The following is a 20129-nucleotide window of genomic DNA, read 5'->3' as shown; positions in this document are numbered from 1 at the left end:
ATGATTCCCGCACGGTATCAAGCCTCTAGGTTCCCCGCCAAATTAATGCAGGACCTTGGCGGCAAACCTGTTATTGTAAGAACCTATGAAGCAGCGGTGAACACACAATTATTTGATGAAGTTTATGTAGTGACCGACAGTGAGGTTATCTCAGAAGTTATCAGTGCAATTGGCGGCAAGGTAATCATGAGCAAACAAAAACACGAAAGCGGCAGCGATCGTATTGCGGAGGCAGTGGAGGATATGGAGGTCGACATTGTGATCAATGTGCAGGGCGACGAACCTTTTATAGATGCGGTGAGCCTTGAAAAGATCATTGATGTATTTAAAGCGGATACGGAAAGGGAAATTGATTTGGCCTCCTTAATGACGCCCATTTCCGAATGGGAGGAAATTGCCAATCCAAATACAGTAAAGGTAATCGTGGACAACCAAAACTTTGCCTTGTATTTCTCACGTTCGCCCATTCCCTATCCAAGGGACGAGGAAGTGGAGGCAACCTATTATAAGCACAAAGGCATCTATGCCTTTCGAAAACGGGCACTAATGGATTTTAAACGATTGCCCATGTTGACCTTGGAGGCCAAGGAAAAAATTGAAGCCATACGATTTTTGGAATATGGCAAAAAGATAAAAATGGTGGAAACCCATGTAACAGGTATAGAAATTGATACGCCGGAGGACTTAGATCGCGCAAGAAAGGTATGGAAGTAGATTTCTCGAACATAAAGGTCATTGGTTTTGATGCCGACGATACCCTTTGGGTAAACGAAACCTATTTTCGGGAAACGGAGGAAAAGTTTGCCGAACTGTTGGAAGATTACGAGACTAAGAACAAGGTGGACCAAGAGCTCTTCAAAATGGAGATGGATAACCTCGATCTATATGGTTATGGCATAAAAGGTTTTATGCTCTCCATGATTGAATCCGCATTGGACCTTTCCAACAACCAAGTCCCGCAGGAGACCATTACCGAAATCCTTACTTTGGGCAAGCAAATGATAGCCCATCCGGTGGAACTGTTGGATGGGGTGGAAGAAGTGCTTTCCAAATTGGTGGGCAGGTATCGATTGATTGTATTGACCAAGGGCGATCTGTTGGATCAGGAACGAAAATTGGAACGGTCGGGCCTATCCAAATATTTCCACCACGTGGAAGTATTGAGCGATAAAAAAGAAACAAATTATAGCAATCTCTTGGAACATTTGAACATCGATGTAAAGGAATTCTTGATGATCGGGAATTCGTTAAAATCGGATGTATTGCCTATTTTGAACATTGGCGCAAAAGCAGTTCATGTTCCTTTCCATACCACATGGGCCCATGAGATGGTGGAAGAGGACGAACTGGTGAACGACCATTTAAAACTGAACAGCCTCAAGGATATTTTGAAGTATTTGATAATTAATGAAGACAGCAAGTAATTTGAGAAACAAAAAAACAATCCCGCAGACTAAAACAAGATACCGTAATTTTCCAATGGTACCCCGTGTAATTTTTGGTTCGGGATGCTTTTCGCAATTGGGAGATATTCTATTGCCCGTTCGGAAGAGTTCAGAGGCACCGTTCATATTTTTGGTGGACGATTTTTTTGAAAACAAGGGGTTCGCAAAGCAACTGCCCTTGATGTTCAACGATGAGGTCATTTTTATTTCAGCCGATGAGGAGCCCAAGACAGCGCAAGTGGATGCTTTGGTGGCACGAATCAAGGAAAAATATGACGAATTACCCTCTGGAATAATAGGTATTGGTGGTGGAACCCTGCTCGATTTGGCCAAGGCCGTTTCCATTATGTTGAACAACCATGGAGTGGCCAAAGATTACCAAGGATGGGATTTGGTCACTAGACCCGCTTTGTACCATCTCGGTATCCCAACCATAAGTGGAACAGGGGCAGAAGTGTCCCGAACAACAGTGTTGTTGGGTCCAGATAAAAAACTGGGCATTAACTCCGATTACACTACCTATGATCAAGTGTTGTTAGATCCGGATTTTACCAAAACCGTACCCAAGGAACAATGGTTCTACACCGGAATGGATTGTTTTATCCATTGCGTGGAATCTCTGACCGGTACATATTTGAATGCCTTTAGCCAAAGTTATGGGGAGAAGGCCATGGAACTATGTCTCGAAGTGTTTTTGGGCGATATCCCTGAGGAAGAATCAAGGGAAAAATTGATGATGGCCTCTTGGCACGGTGGCATGAGCATTGCCTATTCGCAAGTGGGGATTGCCCATGCCATGAGTTACGGTCTTTCCTACCTGCTAGGGGTAAAACATGGCATTGGAAACTGTTTGGTGTTCCAGCATTTGGAAGAATTTTATCCGGAAGGGGTAGCACAGTTTAATCAGATGATGGCCAAACATGGTATCGAATTGCCCAAGGGAATCTGTGCCAATTTAACACAAGACGATTTCGATATCATGGTCAATGTTTCCTTGGGGCTTGAAGCACTGTGGGAAAATGCTCTGGGGCCCGATTGGAAAAAGACCATTACCCCTGAACGGCTGCAAGCCATGTTCCAAAAAATATAGGTCATTGTTCCCAACTGAAACAGTAGATTAAAAACGCGAATATGCACCGACTGGCCAAATTTTTATACTTCAAGGTTTTGGGCTGGAAACTGGTGGGCCATTTTCCGGATTTGGATAAATGTGTCATTATCGTGGTTCCACATACCCATTGGTGGGATTTTTTCTTGGGTTTGTTGGTGCGAAAGGTAATGAACCTTGAAATCAATTACATTGGCAAGAAAAGCTTGTTCAAACCACCGTTTGGATGGTTTTTCAGGTGGACAGGCGGTGCCCCGGTGGATCGTTCCAAAAATTCCAATACGGTGGACAGTGTTGTTCAAATCTTTAAGGAAAGAAAGGTGTTTCGATTTGCCTTGGCACCAGAGGGAACACGAAAAAAAGTGGATAAACTGCGAACTGGCTTTTATCATATTGCACAAAAAGCAAACGTACCCATTGTTATGGTTGCCTTTGATTTTGGCAATAAGCAAGTGAAAATCGCCGATCCCTTCCTACCAACCGAACAGGAAGCCGATTTTCTAAAAATCCATACGTTTTTTAAAGGAGTAAAGGGAAAGATTCCAGAATACAGTTTTTAAACTCTAAATTTTAATGGGTTAATTGCATTTTTTGTCCGTCTTCTGGACAAAAATGGTATCTTGTAAGAAACACCTTAAGACCATTCTATGATAGCTACCAATACTGTGGTTTCACGGAAACACGGTTCACGACTATTGCACAACATCGGCCTTTTTTTTGTTTTTGTTTTTTTTCAGTTTGCATACTCGCAGGTCGAACAAGAGATCAGGGGAACAGTGTTGGATGAAACCACGGGATTGCCCATCCCTTTTGTGAATATTGGAATTTTAGCCGAGAGTATCGGCACCGTGAGCAACGAGAATGGAAATTTTCATTTAATATTTGAAAAGAACATCCCTTCAGATGCCATTGTGCAAATCTCATCCATCGGTTATTCCACCAAAAAGTTCGATTTGGCCAAATTAACGGGGTCTGGCTTTACCAAGATTTACCTGCAACCCGATATCACCGTTTTAAATGAAGTAGTGGTATCCAGTGAAAGAAGCTCAAAGTTGGAACGCGTTGGTTATTTATATGATAGTAACTTAAAATTGGGGTATTGGAAGGGAAATGGTTCGCTGGGAGGTGAGTTGGTCACCAAGATTAAAGTGAACAAACAACCTAGGACACTCAACCAATTTCACTTCCTTGTAAAAGGAAACACTTCAGATAGTCTTTTGATGCGGGTAAATGTGTACGAAGGCAACTCTATGGTGCCCGAAAAAAAATTGAACAGGTCAAACATATTTCACACAATCAAAGTTAAGGAAGGGGAGGAAGTGGTTGATCTTCGCAGTCATGGGATTTTTGTCCAAGATGATTTTATGATTGGTCTGGAATTGTTGAAAGTTTATGGCGGAGGTGAAATAGGTTTGGTTTTGGCAGCAACCAGCACACCTGGTACGTCTTATCGTAGATATGCCAGTCAAGGCGAATGGGAGCGTTTTAGGGGTGATGCGATGACCTTTTCGGTGGAGACCAGTGTATTATTGCAAGTGGATGATGTATCGACCTTGCGCAAGGAAAAAACATTGGCTGCTTTGGACCATAGTATCGACAATACAAATCCGTTGGAGCATTTGACCAAGGTCAACGCTTCGGTTTTTAAGGAAATTACAGGGTTTGTTTTTCATGAAGGTGAGCCCGTATCCAATGTGGCAGTTCAAGTTGCCGGAATGGGAAAAAGTACCATCACCGATGCTTACGGAAGATATGTTATCATGGCCAAAGTTGGGGATAAGATCAATTATTCCTTTTTGGGGATGGAACCTGAGACAAAGGAAGTGGAGGAATCCACTACCATACTTAACATTTCCCTTTTGCCAAAAGCCAATCAATTGGAAAATGTGGTAGTGACGGCCAACAAAAGATTAAAACGAACCGAAAAACAAAAATTTGAGGATTACAATATCGATAAAGGATTAATGAAATCAGCTTTTGGAACGTTGGACAAGGAAACAGCCGGCGTGAATATGCAGGTTGTGGATTTTAGTGATAGAACCGCTACTGCAGTAAATCTAAAACTTTTATTGCAACAGAGTTTCTCCGGAGTCCAAGTCGTAGATGACAATTACATCAGCGGTGCCCAATCGGTTATCTACTTAAGGGGAAGGACATCCATTCTTAACGAGCAGCCTGCCATCTATGAAGTGGATGGGCAAATCTTTACCCAAATTCCGGATATGATCAACGTGGCAGATATTCAGAGAATTGCTAAACTCCCGGGTATGGCGGCTGTAAGAAAATATGGAAGTATTGCCGCCGGTGGGCTTTTCATCATCAATACAAGAAACTCCAATTTCTCTCCGAGGGCAGGAACATTGCAACAAGATCCCTTGGTGCGAACAGACAATGCCTATAAAAGTGATGCCCTAACCAAATCAGAATATGACAAAAGTCTACCGGGCTACTTGTCGGATTTGAACAGTGCCCCATCATTCGATACTGCTGTCAAAATTTACGGGGAATACAAAAAAATGTACGGCACTTTTCCGTATTTCTATTTGGATGCGCTGGATTATTTTATGAAGAATTGGAAGGATGAAGGGATAACCTTAAAAATATTGGAGGATGGCAATGCCGTATTGGAGAGTGAGGCCAAATTAAGAAGGGCCCTTGCCTATGTTTTTGAAAGAAATGGAAAAATGCAAAAAGCAGTTCCGTTGCACAAACAAAACTATAAGGAGTATCCGAATGCTTCCCAATCGTATATGAGTTTGGCCCGCTCTTATCTGGATAACAAGGAATATGCAAAAGCAGCAGGTATCTATTCACGCTATATGTATTTGTTGGAGAAAAATTTCTTGACTCCTGACACCAATGTTACCCATGAAGTTATCGCAACGGATTTTGATAATCTTTTGAAGCAACATGGGGATGAACTTCAATTGGAAATGCCCTTGGATGTTAATGCCGAGAAGAATGTTGATCGGAAAATCCGGATCGTTTTTGAATGGAACGACCCTTCCGCAAACTTTGTGCTTCAGTTTGTGGATAAAGACCAAAGATTTTTTACATGGGATAATTGGGAAGAATCCAACTTAGGGCAAAACATTGCTTATTTGGGATCCAAACAGTTTGAAATTTTAAGGGAGGATGCGATGTTCAAACCTTGGCTGGTCAATGTAAAATATAGGGGCAATAAAGATTTGACCCCGACATACATAAAGGCCACCATCTTTTTTGATTTTGGGTTGCCAACAGAAACCCAAGAAGTACAATTGTTCAGATTGGGTCTAAAGGATGTGAACCATGAACTATTTAAGGTATCGGCTTCCGAGGTGCAGTAATTGATTTCTATTCCTGCATGGTATGATAAACGTTCTGTACGTCATCATCCTCCTCGATTTTCTCCAATAGCTTCTCCACATCAGCCATTTCTTCCTCGGAAAGCTCCTTGGTTACTTGTGGAATACGTTCAAAACCGGAAGAGATGATTTCAATACCACGGGATTCCAGCTCTTTTTGAATGGCGCCAAAATTTTCGAACGGGGCATAAATATGGATGCCATCCTCGTCAAGGAACACTTCTTCGGCGCCAAAGTCGATCATTTCGAGTTCCAGTTCCTCTGGGTCTATACCTTCCCCGTTTATGGTAAAGTTACAGGTATGGTCGAACATGAATTCCACGGAACCCGAGGTGCCCAAACTCCCGTTGCACTTATTGAAATAGCTTCGGATATTGGCCACGGTGCGGGTATTGTTGTCGGTAGCAGTTTCAATCAAAATGGCGATGCCGTGGGGTGCATAACCTTCAAAAAGCACTTCTTTATAATCGCCTTGGTTTTTGTCCGATGCCCTTTTAATGGCCCGTTCAATATTGTCCTTGGGCATGTTCACCGACTTGGCGTTCTGAATAACGGCGCGCAATTTTGCATTGGTATCCGGATCGGGACCACCTTCCTTCACGGCCATTACAATATCTTTTCCAATTCTTGTAAAAGCTTTGGACATGGCGGCCCAACGCTTCATTTTTCGTGCTTTCCTAAATTCAAACGCTCTTCCCATCGTATTCTTCTGTTATGGACGAGGGCAAATTTAACAAAAAAAGCACCCTTGTCAAGACCAAAATTAAAGCTGGGTGTTAAACTGGAATGTGATGATCGATGATTTCTTGATAACTGATCCGCAAGTTTTTCGGAAGTTTATTTTCCTTGGGTAATGCAGCCAAATATCGGTCCTCGTTGGTGGTGTATACCCGTTTAAAGATTGGATGGTAATTGCCCATGCGCTGGATCACCTCCTTGATGAACTCTTCATGTTGGATGAGGTCCTCACTGCCCAAATGATAAATGCCCGTTTTGTTCCTATTGATGAGGTAATGCAATTGCTGTGTTAGTCGGTCGTCGTTCGTAACATTGATGATCAGGTTGGGGAAAACCTCAATGGGTTCCTTGTTTTCCAGATTGGCCTTAATTTCCCGAATACGGGGCGAAGTGTTTCCAAAGACCATCGGAACCCGAAGAATGGCCCATTTTTCCTTGGGCATCCGCATCATCATGTTCTCGATCTTTATTTTGAGACGACCATATACACTCTCCGAAAGTGTCTTGTCAAATTCATAGGAGGGGAACTTGCTGTAAGCATCAAATACGTTGGCCGATGAAATGAAATACAACCGCGCTTTTGAGGTCACCAAATATTCCATAATGTGATGGTGCGCTTGTATTTGCGCCGGAAAATTACCTCGCAATGCCGAAATAATGATATCGGGCCGAATCCTTTCTAAGAGTTGAAAGATGTCATCCTCTTCCACATCGTATCTGAAGTATTGTTGATTGGAGGCAAAGGAGCGATTCGAAAAATACGTGCCGTAGGTATCAAAATAGGAGCAGAGCTCTTTGTAAATGGCATTGCCCACAAACCCACTCGCTCCCAATATCAATATCTTCTTTTTATTCAAAGGCTGCTCAGGAATTTTTGTAGAACGGTAATTTTACGACCGTTGCCGGTACTTTGTTGATTCGGATTTGGATGTAAATGGTAGTATCGAGTGCAGCATGGTCGGTTGGAACATAACCCAATCCTATTCCTTTGGAAAGGGAAGGGGACATGGTGCCCGAAGTCACTTTTCCAATTTCGTTGCCAGCCGCATCCAATATAGGATACCCATGACGGGGAATACCGCGCTCCTCCATTTCAAAAGCGATCAATTTTCGTTTTGGACCCGCTTCCTTTTCTTTGGCCAATGCCTCACTGTTCACAAAATCTTTAGTGAATTTGGTGATCCAGCCCAATCCGGCCTCCAAGGGCGAGGTGGTATCATCAATATCGTTACCGTAAAGACAATACCCCATTTCCAAACGGAGTGTGTCGCGTGCAGCAAGCCCGATCGGTTTAATGCCAAAATCGGCACCTGCCTCCAAAACCTTGTCCCACACTTGTTGTACTTCCGAATTTTTGCAATAGATTTCAAATCCGCCCGATCCGGTGTAGCCTGTTGCGGAAATGATCACGTGATCGATTCCGGCAAAATCGCCCACCACAAAATTGTAGAACTTGATGGCCGATAAATCTACACTGGTCAACGATTGCATGGCTTCCACGGCTTTTGGACCTTGGATGGCCAAAAGCGAATAATCGTCGGACAAATTCCGCATGTCGGCCCCAATGGCTTCATTGTATTTGGAAATATGGTTCCAGTCTTTTTCAATGTTTGAGGCGTTAACCACCAAAAGGTAGGTTTCCTCTTTGATCTGATATACAATAAGGTCGTCCACAATACCTCCGGTTTCATTTGGCAAGCAACTGTACTGGGCCTTGCCCACTGAAAGTTTTGAAGCATCGTTTGAAGTCACTTTTTGAATCAACTCCAAGGCTTTTGGTCCTTCGATCAAAAATTCGCCCATGTGCGAAACATCGAATACGCCCACACCGTTTCGAACTGTCTCGTGTTCCACATTTACCCCTTCATAGGATACGGGCATGTTGTAGCCCGCAAAGGGGACCATTTTTGCACCCAATGCCTTATGGGTTTCAAAAAGCGCTGTATTTTTCATTACTTCCATTTTTAAGCATGGCAAATTTATAGAATTAATTAAGGATTTTGGTGTTTTGGGTTCCTATGATTTCCATAAAATGGAATTCCCTTTTTAACACGTCCTTCGTTTGAAAATTTGTATTTTGACCCAAATACTTTTTTACATGGAAAAATACTCTTTTAGCATTGTTGCCGCGTTGTTGCTTGGCTTTTTGGTTTCGGCACAAAATACACCAACCGATTATCTGGCCTCCGATTTCCATAAGGAGCGAAGGGAAGCCGTTCGAAAGTTGTTGCCCCCGAACACAGCGGTCGTATTATTTGCCAATGCAGAACGCAATCGTGCCAACGATGTGGATTATGTATATCACCAAGATCCCAATTTTTATTATTTGACAGGCTATAAAGAGCCCAATGCAGTGCTGGTTATATTCTCAGAAACACAGACCGATGCCTCTGGGAACAAGTTTAATGAAATCATCTATGTCCAGGAACGTAATGCCAGGGCCGAACAGTGGACCGGAAAAAGACTTGGGGTGGAAGGGGTAAAGGAAAAATTGGGATTTGATATGGTGTTCAATGGAAGCGAATTCGAAAATTTTCCATTGGACTTCGCCAAATTTGATATTGTTTCTTTCGTTGATTTCCAAAACGATTATCGCGATAAAAATGGGAAGGCCGATTTGTTTGATTTGATCAAAACGTTCAAGGAAAAGGCCAACTATCCTTCAGATTACAATCCCATTCGTAATGAGGTTTACAGTATTATCTCGGAAGCGGATGCCTCCAAAATGGAAGAAGTGGTAAAGACGGTGGAACGCTATTTGAACCGTTATGAGGATTTGAAGGAAGATGAATTTCTCAACGATTTTGTGAACGCACCCAATGATGATTTACGAAAGGAGATCAAGAACAAGGTGTTGTTGATTCAACGTGAGAATAATTTGGATTCCAAGGTATTGCCGATGGCCATGGCCAAATTACGTGAAACCAAGACCCCCGAGGAAATGAAATTGCTGAAAAAGGCCATCGAAATTTCTGCAGTGGGCCAAATTGAGGTGATGAAGGCCATGCATCCCAACATGTCCGAAACCGAGATCCAAGGGGTACATGAGTACGTGTACAAAAAATATGGGGCCGAGTATGAAGGCTATCCATCGATTGTAGGCGGGGGAAACAATGGTTGTATCCTCCATTATATTGAAAACAACAAAACCCAGATAGGGGAAGATTTGGTGCTGATGGACCTAGGGGCCGAATACCATGGCTATACGGCCGATGTGACCCGAACCATCCCTGCCAACGGAAAATTCACGCCAGAGCAAAAAGCCATTTACGATATTGTCTATAATGCTCAGGAGGCCGGCATCAAGGCCAGTGTGGTGGGTGCGCCATTTCAGGCACCTGGCAGGGCAGCTTATCAGGTAGTGGCGGAAGGATTGCTAAAATTGGGCATCATCAAGGAAGAAAAAGATACCCGCATTTACTTTCCGCACGGAACTTCCCATTATTTGGGGTTGGATGTACATGATGCCGGCACCTATGGGCCGTTCAAGGCCAATACCGTGATCACAGTTGAGCCTGGCATCTACATCCCCGAAGGAAGTGACTGTGACAAAAAATGGTGGGGTATAGCCGTTCGTATCGAGGATGATATTTTAATTACCGAGGATGGTCCCATCAATTTATCCGGTTTGGCACCAAGGACCACCGAAGCCATTGAGGCCATGATGAAACAGCCCAGTCCATTGGATAATTTTAAATTGCCAAAATTGGATTGATGCTACTGCAGTAAAAAAGTTTTCAATTCAGCATAAGAACGAATGGGCATGGACTTTTTTTCCTTGCCCATTATTTTTTGTATTTGTGAAGGAATTTCCAATTGCACGTCAAGTGTTTCTTCCACAACATTTAGAAACTTTACAGGATGTGCAGTTTCCAGAAATATACCAAAGGTATCGGGATGGCTTTTTTGATACGCCTTTAGGCCCAAATAGCCTACAGCACCATGCGGGTCCATAACATAGCCAGAGTTGGAATACACTTCTTTCATTGCATTTCGGGTCATGCTATCCGTGAACGAATAAGATGATAAGTTTTCACGGAGGGCATCCAGATCATCTTGGTATAAGTGTCGGATACGCACAAAATTACTGGGATCGCCCACATCCATGGCATTGGAAATGGTGGCAACGGATGGCATGGGTTCGTAAACGCCTTGCTCCATATATTTTGGCACTACATCATTTACATTGGTGGAGGCCACAAAATGTTTTACGGGCATGCCCAGCTTTTGGGCCACCATACCTGCACAGATATTTCCAAAATTTCCAGAAGGAACAGAAAATACGATGTCTTTTCCTTTGGATTTGGCCTGTTTGTAGGCAAAAAGGAAGTAGAACAATTGGGGCAGCCACCGTGCCACATTGATGCTATTGGCCGAGGTCAGTTTTCTGTGTTGTGTGATTTCTTGGTCCAAAAAGGCCGTTTTTACCATACGTTGGCAGTCGTCAAAGGTGCCATCCACTTCCATGGCCTCAATGTTTTGCCCCAACGTGGTCAATTGTTTTTCCTGAATGTCACTAACCTTACCGCTGGGGTATAGGATGACTACATGAACTCCTTCAACCCCTAAAAAACCGTTGGCCACGGCACCACCGGTATCGCCAGAAGTAGCTACCAAAACAGTAACTTCCTGTTTTTCACCCTGCGAAAAATAACCCAAACAATTGGCCATAAAACGCGCACCCACATCCTTGAAGGCCATAGTGGGTCCGTGGAAAAGTTCCAAAGTGGCCACATTTTCCTCCAAATCAAACACTGGGAAATCAAAATCAAGGGTGTTGGCGATGATTTCCTTCAAAATGTGATCGGGAATATCCTCATGAACAAACTGGTGTATGGCCCGAAAGGCAATCTCATGGTTTGACAACGCTTCAATGTTTTCAAAAAAATCAGGTTCAAGTGGTGTGATGCGTTCTGGGAAATACAGTCCCTTGTCCGGTGCAATGCCAGATACCACTGCATTTTTAAAAGAGGTTCGATGATCGGGATCGTTAAGACTATAAAATTGCATGGTCTAGGAAATTTGTTTTACCCCTTGGGCATTAATTTTTGAAATATGGATATCGAATGGGATACCCACGGTCTCATAGGTCTTTTGCATGGATTGGGCAACGTTCTCCGCCGTTTCCCGGCCTTTGCTCAATGCAAATATGGAGGGTCCTGAACCCGATATGCCGCCACCAAGGGCTCCAGCCTTTAAGGCATTGGCCTTTACTGCGTCAAAACCAGGAATCAAAATGGAGCGGATGGGCTCTACAATATGGTCTTCCAGAGAGCGGCCGATCAATTCATAATCACTGCGAAAAAGGCCAGCGATCAAACCACCCAGATTGCCCCATTGTTGTATGCCTTGTTCCATGGAAATGGTGGTCCGCAATATTTTTCTGGAATCCGAGGTTTTGATCTCTATTTGGGGATGTATTACCGTGGCATAAAGGTCGTCCGGTGTTGGAATCGGCACAATATCGAGGGGTTGATAGCTTCGCACCAAGGTAAATCCACCAAAAATGGCGGGCGCCACATTATCGGCATGAGCTACTTCACTGGCCAATTTTTCACCTTGTATGGCAAATTGGACCAATTCCAACTGGGAAAAAGGTTTGCCCAACAATTCGTTCATGGCCCAAACGGCCCCGGCAGAACTGGCTGCACTGCTGCCAATGCCACTACCGGGTTTTATACGTTTGTCGATTTCGATTTCGAATCCACCTTCATAGTTACTGGCGGTCAACAATGCCAACCCAGCCACACCCGCAACATTTTTTTCGGTTTGCAGGGGCAGTTCCTGGCCTCGGATTTTTATAATGCGAATTCCTTTTTCCGAAGTTTTCCGAACTGTCATTTCATCGCCTACGGCATCCAAGGCCAAACCTAGGACATCGAATCCGCAGGATACATTGGCAATGGTGCCTGGACAAAATACCTTGATTTCTTCCATGGTCAAAAATTTCCGATTCGAATGATATCTGCAAATATACCCGAAGCAGTAACATCTGCGCCAGCTCCTGCACCTTTTATGATCAAGGGTTGGTTGGGGTAACGTTCTGTAAAAAACAGTACAATGTTGTCGCTGCCCTCCAAATTGTAAAAGTCGTGTCCTTTCGGAATTTTTTGTAGCCCGACCTTGGCTTTCCCATTTTCAAACTGGGCTACATATTTTAATTTACAATCGGATGCTGCTGCCTCATTGTACAGTTGCTGAAAGTCAGCCTCATATTTTTTAAGGGATGCAAAGAATTCTTCATTGGAATTGGTTTCCAGACTTTCTTTGGGAAGGAAAGATTCGTTCGCAATATCCTGGATATTCAGTTGATGACCACTTTCCCGAGCCAAAATGAGGATTTTCCGCATCACGTCCACGCCGCTGAGGTCGATGGTCGGGTCTGGTTCGGTATAGCCTTGTTCCTGTGCCTGTTTCACCACATCATGAAAGGTCACCGAATCGTTGAATGTATTGAATACAAAATTGAGGCTACCAGATAGAACGGCCTGTATTTTCTTCACCTTGTCTCCGGATGCGATCAAGTGTTTTAAAGTGTCGATAATGGGCAACCCTGCTCCCACATTGGTTTCAAAAAGGAATGGTGCATTGTATTGCTTGGCCAAATGTTTCAAGTTTTTATAGTAATCAAAATCTGAAGAGCAGGCAATCTTGTTGCAAGTGACCACCGAAATACTGTTTTTTAGGTAATCCGCATAGGTGTTGGATACCTCGGCACTGGCCGTATTGTCAACAAACACACTGTTACGGTAGTTGAGGGACTTTACTTTTTGAAAGAATGCCTCTCTATTTGCAGGTTCGCCATTGGCCAAATCCGATTCCCAATCTTTTAGGGCTATGCCATTTTCATCAAAGGCCATGGTTCTTGAGTTGCTGATGCCAATAACCCTAATGTTGAGTTTCAGTTCTTCCTTCAAGTATTTTTTTTGCTGACGGATCTGATCCAGGAACTTGGCGCCCACATTGCCCACTCCCATTACAAAAAGGTTGAGCTGTTTGATGTTTTCCTCAAAAAAGGCCTCATGGAGACTGTTCAATGCTTTTTTGACATCGTCTTTTTTGATTACGGCCGAAATATTCCGTTCGGAAGCGCCCTGAGCAATAGCCCTGATGTTCACATTGTTCTTGCCCAAGGTACTGAACATTTTTCCGCTCAAACCTTGGTGGCTTTTCATGTTATCGCCCACCAACGCCACAATGGTCAGGTCCTTTTCCACCATCACCGGCTTTATTTTTTTGCTGGCGATCTCGTATTCAAAAGTTTCGTTCACCGCCTCCGTTGCAAGATCAACATCATGATCTGAAATACCGACACAAATGGAGTGCTCCGAGGATGCTTGGGTAATCAGTACAATGCTGATGTTCTTTAGCGAAAGGGTTTCGAAAAAACGTTTTGAAATGCCGGGTATCCCCACCATGCCTGGCCCCTCAAGGGATAAAAGGCTGATATTGCCCACATGGCTGATACCGCGGACCGTTTTTCCATTGCCGTTGTTGTTCTTTGCGATCAACGTACCCGGACTATCCGGCTCGAAGGTGTTTTTTATGGCGATGGGAATTTCTTTGCCCAGTACCGGTTGAATGGTAGGTGGATATAGGACCTTGGCCCCAAAATGGGACAATTCCATGGCTTCCTCGTAGCTGATATTGGCAACACACTTGGCCTGTTTCACCAGTTTTGGATTGGCTGTGTACATACCGCTCACATCGGTCCATATTTCCAATAGTTCAACCTCCATGGCTGCGGCGAGAATGGCTGCCGTATAATCGGAACCACCCCGACCCAGTGTAGTGGAATCACCCGATTTACTTGAAGCTACAAATCCGGGTAGAACAGTTATGCGTTTGGCATTTGACGAAAAGTATGCTTGGCAATTGGTGTTGGTCAGTTGAAAATCTACATTGGCCTTCTCAAAATTACTGTCGGTTTTAATTAGCTCCCGACTGTCCTTGAAGCTGGCATCCAATCCCTCAGCCTTGAAAAATTCACTGATGATAAAGGAGGACAATAGTTCTCCATAGCTCACAATTTTATCCGAAAGTTTTGGGGTGATTTCACCTATCAAATAAGAACCTTCCAACAAGGTCTCCAAAGTGTTCAGTTCGCTTTTAACTTGGCTCAGCACCGCACTTTGGGATTGCACAGGAATAAGGGATTTAACGGAAGAAAGGTGACGATTTTCAATCTCCTTTAGGCCTTCCTTATAGCTCAAATCTTGGCTGGAAGCCAATCTGGAGGTGTTCAACAGGAGGTCGGTAACGCCTCCAAAAGCGGACACGACCACCGCAATTTGATCATTGTCTGCTTGGGCAACAATGGATTTAACTTTATGTATGTTTTCTGGATGGGCCACTGAAGTGCCACCAAATTTTAGGACTTTCATAAGAAAATGTATTGCAATTGAAATTGTAAATGGATTAAAAAAACGGACGGATGATATATAGCAGACTTACCCCAAAGGGGTTGTAGTGGTAATAGTGATGGTAGATGAAAAAGCTTTCATCCCATTCAATTTGCTATCCGTTTGTTTTAATTGCATTCTGCTAAAATGAGATGATAAAAGTAGTACATTTGATTACTTTGTCATATCCTTTGCGGGATTTTTACGAATTCCTTAGTATTAGTTGTAATTTCTTATTGAATGAAGATATTTTCTACCTCTCAAATCTATGAAGCTGATAAATCCACAATACAGAAACAACAGATTTCCAGCGATGAACTTATGGAAAGGGCTGCTACCAAAGTGTTTGAGTGGATCCATTCCCGATTGAGGGGTACCCAGGTCCATATCAAATTGTTCTGTGGTATAGGGAACAATGGCGGCGATGGATTGGTCTTGGCCCGACTTTTAAAGGAACATGACTACACCATATCGGTTTATGTGGTGAATTATAGCGAAAAGCGATCCAAGGATTTTCTATTGAATTTGGAAAGGTTGAAAAACACCAAACTTTGGCCCGATTTTTTGAACAAGGAAAGTGAACTGCCTGAAATTTCTCCCAACGATATTTTGGTTGACGCCATTTTTGGAATCGGATTGAACCGTACACCGGATGTATGGGTGGGCAAACTGATACAACACATCAATACTTCGCAGGCCTTTGTGCTTGCCATTGATATTCCATCGGGCTTACCCATGGACACTGCTCCTTGGGACGCGTCTGCCGTGGTACAGGCCAGCTATGTGTTGAGTTTTCAGTCACCTAAACTGGTTTTTTTTCTGCCGGAAACAGGGGTTTTTGTCAACCAATGGGAAGTTTTGGACATAGGTCTTGATCCGGAATATTTGAATAACACCAATACGGATTTTGAATTGATCGGTCGCCCGGAGGTCTTGCCACTATATAGGCCAAGGCTCAAATTTTCTCACAAAGGACATTATGGACATGCTTCAGTAATTGGTGGGAGCCATGGAAAAATTGGTGCGGTACAACTGGCCAGCAATGCTTGTTTGCGTGTTGGAGCTGGACTTGTAACGGCATTTGTTCCTTCTTGTGGGTATGATGTGTTACAGACCACAGTACCAGAAGTCATGGTGATAACAGATCGACACGCAAAAATCCTATCGGATATCAAATTGCCTTTTGAACCAACAACCATCGGTTTTGGTATGGGTGTGGGAAAGGATAGTATTACCGTGGAAGCTTTTGCCTCATTCTTGAAATCGGTGGAAAAGCCCATTGTAATCGATGCGGATGGACTGAATATATTGTCGGACAAACCTGAATTATTAAAGGATGTTCCCCCGCTATCGGTTTTGACCCCTCACCCCAAGGAATTGGAACGACTGATAGGCACATGGAAAGATGATTTCGAAAAACTGGAAAAGACCTTCGCCTTTTCGAAGGAATACAATGTGGTGGTGGTGATCAAGGGGGCACATACCATATGTGTGTATGAAAACAAAGGGTATGTAAACACTACTGGAAATCCGGGTATGGCCACTGCGGGTAGTGGTGATGTGTTGTCGGGCATGATCACCGGACTTATGTGTCAAGGATATTCCTCCTTGGACGCAGCAATTTTTGGAGTGTATCTACATGGGCTTGCCGGCGATATAGCTGCTTCCAAGATGGGCTACGAGGCCCTAAGGGCAACTACGCTGGTCGATACTATTGGAAATGCGTATTTGGAACTGTTGAGACCACCCGAAATGGATCAGCAAGAAAATGCTTAGGGCTTGTTCTTGTCCTTGGAGCTCTTCAACCTTTTCTTTACCCAAGCAACGGCATTGTCATATTCAATAAAGAATTCCATGTTCTTTTTATAGAACAACTTCTCGATTTTGAAGTTGTGCATATCGATCTCCTTCTTCGAAACAATTGCAAAAGCCTTAAGGTTTTCCAGGCCCCTTACATAATTGTAAATGGTCGGGTCTACGGCATAGGAATTTTTGCGTAAGCTGATATAGCCAAAATCCTTGTCCCTAAAATGAATTTCGGAAATCCCGATAATTTGATAGGCGCGCTCCAATGTAATGGTAGTGCCTTCGTTGAACGAAGAGACCATGTAGTTATCATAAACCTGAACGGTTCCGATATCCAAGTGGTACTCGCGTACAACAATAGTCTTCTTAGAAGAAGTTATTTTCATTCCCAAGTGTAGTTATAGTGTCTCGGATACGAAAATATTTGGAAACCGGTCGTGGGGAAAAAATAATAGATTAAAAGCGCAAATATCGTTTGTACGGTAAAAATGGGTCTAAAAAAAAGCCCCGGCAGTAATGGCTGACGGGGCTTTTCAAATTTTTGTATTGTTTTACTCCTCTGTTTCCGGCGACTTTTCAGTTTTTTTGATCTTGATGGTAAGTTCATCCTTTTTCTCATCCAGATCCATAAAAATATTGTCTCCTTCTTCCAATTTTGAGTTCACGATTTCTTCTGCCAAAGTATCCTCAATATATTTTTGGATGGCCCTTTTTAAAGGTCTGGCACCATATTGTTTATCGAATCCTTTTTCGGCTATGTAATCTTTGGCCTTGTCTGAAAGGGTAAGATTGTATCCGATTTCCTTGATTCGTTTGTACAATTTGTTCAGTTCGATGTCGATGATCTTGTGAATATCCTCTCTTTCCAATGGATTGAACACAATAACATCATCGATACGGTTCAAGAACTCCGGGGCAAAAGCCTTTTTGAGGGCATTTTCGATCACACTTTTTTGATGTGTATCGGCCTGTGCTTGTTTGGCAGCGGTCCCAAAACCTACACCTTGACCAAAATCCTTCAATTGGCGTGCACCGATATTCGAGGTCATGATGATGATCGTATTTCTAAAATCGATTTTTCGGCCCAAACTATCCGTTAAGAATCCATCGTCCAATACTTGCAACAACATGTTGAAAACATCAGGGTGGGCTTTTTCCACCTCGTCCAACAAGATTACGGAGTAGGGTTTGCGACGGACTTTTTCGGTCAACTGGCCACCTTCTTCATAGCCCACGTATCCGGGAGGTGCACCAACCAAACGTGATATCGCGAATTTTTCCATGTACTCGCTCATATCGATACGGATCAATGCATCTTCGGAATCGAATAGTTCCTTGGCCAATATTTTGGCCAATTGGGTCTTACCAACTCCGGTTTGTCCCAAAAAGATAAAAGATCCAATGGGTTTATTGGGGTCCTTAAGACCGGCCCGATTACGTTGAATGGCCTTGGCCACTTTGGCGACTGCTTCATCCTGACCGATGACAAAACCTTTGATCAAGTTGGGCAGTTCGGCCAATTTATTGCTTTCGGTTTGGGCAATACGGTTTACAGGGATGCCACTTATCATCGAAACCACGTCGGCAACATTGTCTTCGGTCACGATTTCCCGGTGCAGTTTGCTTTCTTCTTCCCAACGTTCCTGGGCGGTTGCCAATTCTTTTTCCAAACGCTTTTCATCGTCTCGAAGTTTGGCAGCCTCTTCGTATTTCTGTTTTTTGACCACGCTGTTCTTAAGCTCACGGACATCTTCCAACTGGCTTTCCAGTTCCAAAATTTGTTTGGGCACGTCCATGTTCACGATATGCACCCTTGAACCGGCTTCGTCCAAAGCATCGATGGCCTTGTCCGGAAGAAAACGGTCGGTCATGTATCGGTTGGTCAACTTCACGCAGGCCAAAATGGCCTCATCGGTATAGTTTACATTGTGGTGGTCTTCGTACTTCCCTTTAATGTTCATCAAAATTTCGATGGTTTCCTCTACGGAAGTAGGCTCTACCATTACTTTTTGGAAGCGACGCTCCAAAGCACCATCTTTTTCGATGTATTGACGGTATTCATCCAAAGTAGTGGCGCCGATACATTGAATTTCGCCCCGGGCCAATGCCGGTTTGAACATGTTGGAAGCATCCAAGCTGCCAGTGGCTCCACCAGCACCTACAATGGTATGGATCTCGTCAATGAAGAGAATAATATCGTCGTTCTTTTCCAGTTCGTTCATCACGGCCTTCATCCGTTCCTCAAACTGTCCACGATATTTGGTGCCAGCAACCAAAGATGCAAGATCTAAGGTAACTACACGTTTATTGTAAAGAATACGGGATACCTTTTTATTGATAATGCGCAGCGCCAAACCTTCGGCAATGGCACTTTTACCCACACCGGGTTCTCCGATCAACAATGGGTTGTTCTTTTTTCTTCGGCTCAAAATTTGGGAAACGCGCTCAATTTCCTTTTCGCGTCCCACTACGGGATCGAGCTTGTTCTCTTCGGCCAATTTCGTTAGGTCTCGACCAAAATTGTCTAAAACAGGGGTCTTGGATTTTTTGTTTCCTTTTTGGGCAGAACCTGAACCGAAAGAGCCTTCTTTGGCATCGCCCATGTCATCGGAGTCGCCTGGGAAGGATTCGGCCTGTGGGGAATCGATATAGTCATCATCGCTGGTGATCATCGATTTGAACTGTTCCTTTACATTATCATAATCCACTTTCAACTTGTGCAAAAGCTTGGTAGTGGGGTCGTTTTCATTGCGAAGGATGCACAGTAACAGGTGTGCGGTATTGATGGAAGAACTTTGGAAAAGTTTTGCTTCCAAAAATGTTGTTTTTAGGGCGCGCTCCGCTTGTCGGGTCAAATGCAGATTTTTCTTGTCTTTCTGCATTGTGCCCGTATTTGGATTGGCGGGACTCAGGATCTCCACCTTTCTTCTCAGGTGTTCCAAGTCCACATCCAGTGCGTCCAATATACTAATGGCCTTGCCATTTCCATCTCTTAAAAGACCAAGCATAAGGTGTTCCGTGCCAATAAAATCATGCCCTAATCTAAGGGCTTCCTCCTTGCTGTATGCTATAACGTCTTTTACTCTGGGGGAAAAATTGTCGTCCATACGTTTCTTTTTCAGCAATTAAAATTAATAAAAGTATTGTTACAGTGGTCAAATACCGTACCCTTATTCGATAAAGATGTATTAAAAGTCGGAATAATGGTACTTTTTTAACGGGTTTAACACTGCTTTACCATGCAATAAGAGACAAGGATCTACTGTTGATAATTTTTTTAATA

General features: G+C 43.5%; 15 protein-coding genes. 7 read left to right on the top strand and 8 right to left on the bottom strand.

The window, feature by feature from the left end:
* The 5 genes from kdsB (at position 1) to EO131_RS05905 (ending at position 5882) form a co-directional block, all read left to right on the top strand.
* On the top strand, positions 1-714 hold the full coding sequence (gene kdsB, locus EO131_RS05925; protein ID WP_206512848.1) for a 3-deoxy-manno-octulosonate cytidylyltransferase: 714 nt from the start codon (positions 1-3) through the stop codon (positions 712-714).
* A complete protein-coding gene (locus EO131_RS05920; RefSeq protein ID WP_127019853.1) occupies positions 705-1424 on the top strand; it encodes an HAD family hydrolase in 720 nt (239 codons plus the stop codon). The genes kdsB and EO131_RS05920 overlap by 10 nt, the downstream gene beginning before the upstream one ends.
* Positions 1425-1479: 55 nt before the next feature.
* The gene (locus EO131_RS05915; protein WP_241243800.1) at positions 1480-2535 is read left to right on the top strand and encodes an iron-containing alcohol dehydrogenase family protein; all 1056 of its coding nucleotides are present in this window, start codon (positions 1480-1482) and stop codon (positions 2533-2535) included.
* A 41-nt stretch (positions 2536-2576) separates the two neighbouring features.
* Positions 2577-3113 carry a 1-acyl-sn-glycerol-3-phosphate acyltransferase gene (locus EO131_RS05910; protein WP_127019849.1) on the top strand — a complete coding sequence of 179 codons (537 nt, stop codon included), beginning with the start codon at positions 2577-2579 and terminating at the stop codon, positions 3111-3113.
* 87 nt (positions 3114-3200) lie between these two features.
* Positions 3201-5882 (top strand): carboxypeptidase-like regulatory domain-containing protein, encoded by a 2682-nt coding sequence (locus EO131_RS05905; RefSeq protein ID WP_127019847.1) that lies wholly within the window; start codon positions 3201-3203, stop codon positions 5880-5882.
* A 7-nt stretch (positions 5883-5889) separates the two neighbouring features.
* Here EO131_RS05905 and EO131_RS05900 read toward each other — a convergent pair whose 3' ends face one another.
* From EO131_RS05900 to gcvT, 3 genes are all read right to left on the bottom strand, one after another.
* Positions 5890-6600 carry a YebC/PmpR family DNA-binding transcriptional regulator gene (locus EO131_RS05900; protein WP_127019845.1) on the bottom strand — a complete coding sequence of 237 codons (711 nt, stop codon included), beginning with the start codon at positions 6598-6600 and terminating at the stop codon, positions 5890-5892.
* Positions 6601-6676: 76 nt separating this feature from the next.
* Entirely contained in the window at positions 6677-7495 is an 819-nt protein-coding gene (locus EO131_RS05895; RefSeq protein WP_127019844.1) for a sugar nucleotide-binding protein, read from the bottom strand.
* A 7-nt stretch (positions 7496-7502) separates the two neighbouring features.
* Positions 7503-8591: a glycine cleavage system aminomethyltransferase GcvT gene (gcvT, locus tag EO131_RS05890; RefSeq protein ID WP_127019842.1), complete on the bottom strand. Its 1089-nt coding sequence runs from the start codon at positions 8589-8591 to the stop codon at positions 7503-7505.
* 145 nt (positions 8592-8736) lie between these two features.
* Between gcvT and EO131_RS05885 the strand changes: the two genes are divergently transcribed.
* Positions 8737-10353, top strand: coding sequence for an aminopeptidase P family protein (locus EO131_RS05885; protein WP_127019840.1), 1617 nt, complete (start codon positions 8737-8739; stop codon positions 10351-10353).
* 2 nt (positions 10354-10355) lie between these two features.
* On the opposite strand, the gene thrC is transcribed toward EO131_RS05885, so the two are convergent.
* From thrC to thrA, 3 genes are read right to left on the bottom strand one after another with little or no spacing between them, the layout of a single operon-like run.
* Positions 10356-11648, bottom strand: a complete 1293-nt coding sequence (gene thrC / locus EO131_RS05880; RefSeq protein ID WP_127019838.1) for a threonine synthase — start codon at positions 11646-11648, stop codon at positions 10356-10358.
* Between the two features lie 3 nt (positions 11649-11651).
* Positions 11652-12575 (bottom strand): homoserine kinase, encoded by a 924-nt coding sequence (locus EO131_RS05875; RefSeq protein ID WP_127019836.1) that lies wholly within the window; start codon positions 12573-12575, stop codon positions 11652-11654.
* Positions 12576-12577: 2 nt separating this feature from the next.
* Complete coding sequence (gene thrA / locus EO131_RS05870) at positions 12578-15022, bottom strand: bifunctional aspartate kinase/homoserine dehydrogenase I (RefSeq protein WP_127019834.1); 2445 nt, start codon at positions 15020-15022, stop codon at positions 12578-12580.
* Positions 15023-15280: 258 nt separating this feature from the next.
* On the opposite strand from thrA, the gene EO131_RS05865 reads away from it, so the two are divergent.
* Positions 15281-16816, top strand: coding sequence for an NAD(P)H-hydrate dehydratase (locus EO131_RS05865; RefSeq protein ID WP_127019831.1), 1536 nt, complete (start codon positions 15281-15283; stop codon positions 16814-16816).
* Here the strand turns inward: EO131_RS05865 and EO131_RS05860 are convergent.
* Complete coding sequence (locus EO131_RS05860; RefSeq protein ID WP_127019829.1) at positions 16813-17232, bottom strand: STAS/SEC14 domain-containing protein; 420 nt, start codon at positions 17230-17232, stop codon at positions 16813-16815. The genes EO131_RS05865 and EO131_RS05860 overlap by 4 nt on opposite strands.
* A 165-nt stretch (positions 17233-17397) precedes the next feature.
* A complete protein-coding gene (locus tag EO131_RS05855) occupies positions 17398-19953 on the bottom strand; it encodes an ATP-dependent Clp protease ATP-binding subunit (protein WP_127019827.1) in 2556 nt (851 codons plus the stop codon).
* Positions 19954-20129 lie beyond the last annotated feature (176 nt).

Source organism: Flagellimonas beolgyonensis (assembly GCF_003992615.1).
Taxonomy (GTDB): Bacteria; Bacteroidota; Bacteroidia; order Flavobacteriales; family Flavobacteriaceae; genus Flagellimonas; species Flagellimonas beolgyonensis.
Note: the sequence above shows the minus strand (reverse complement) of the source record. Positions and strands in the feature narration are given on the sequence as shown.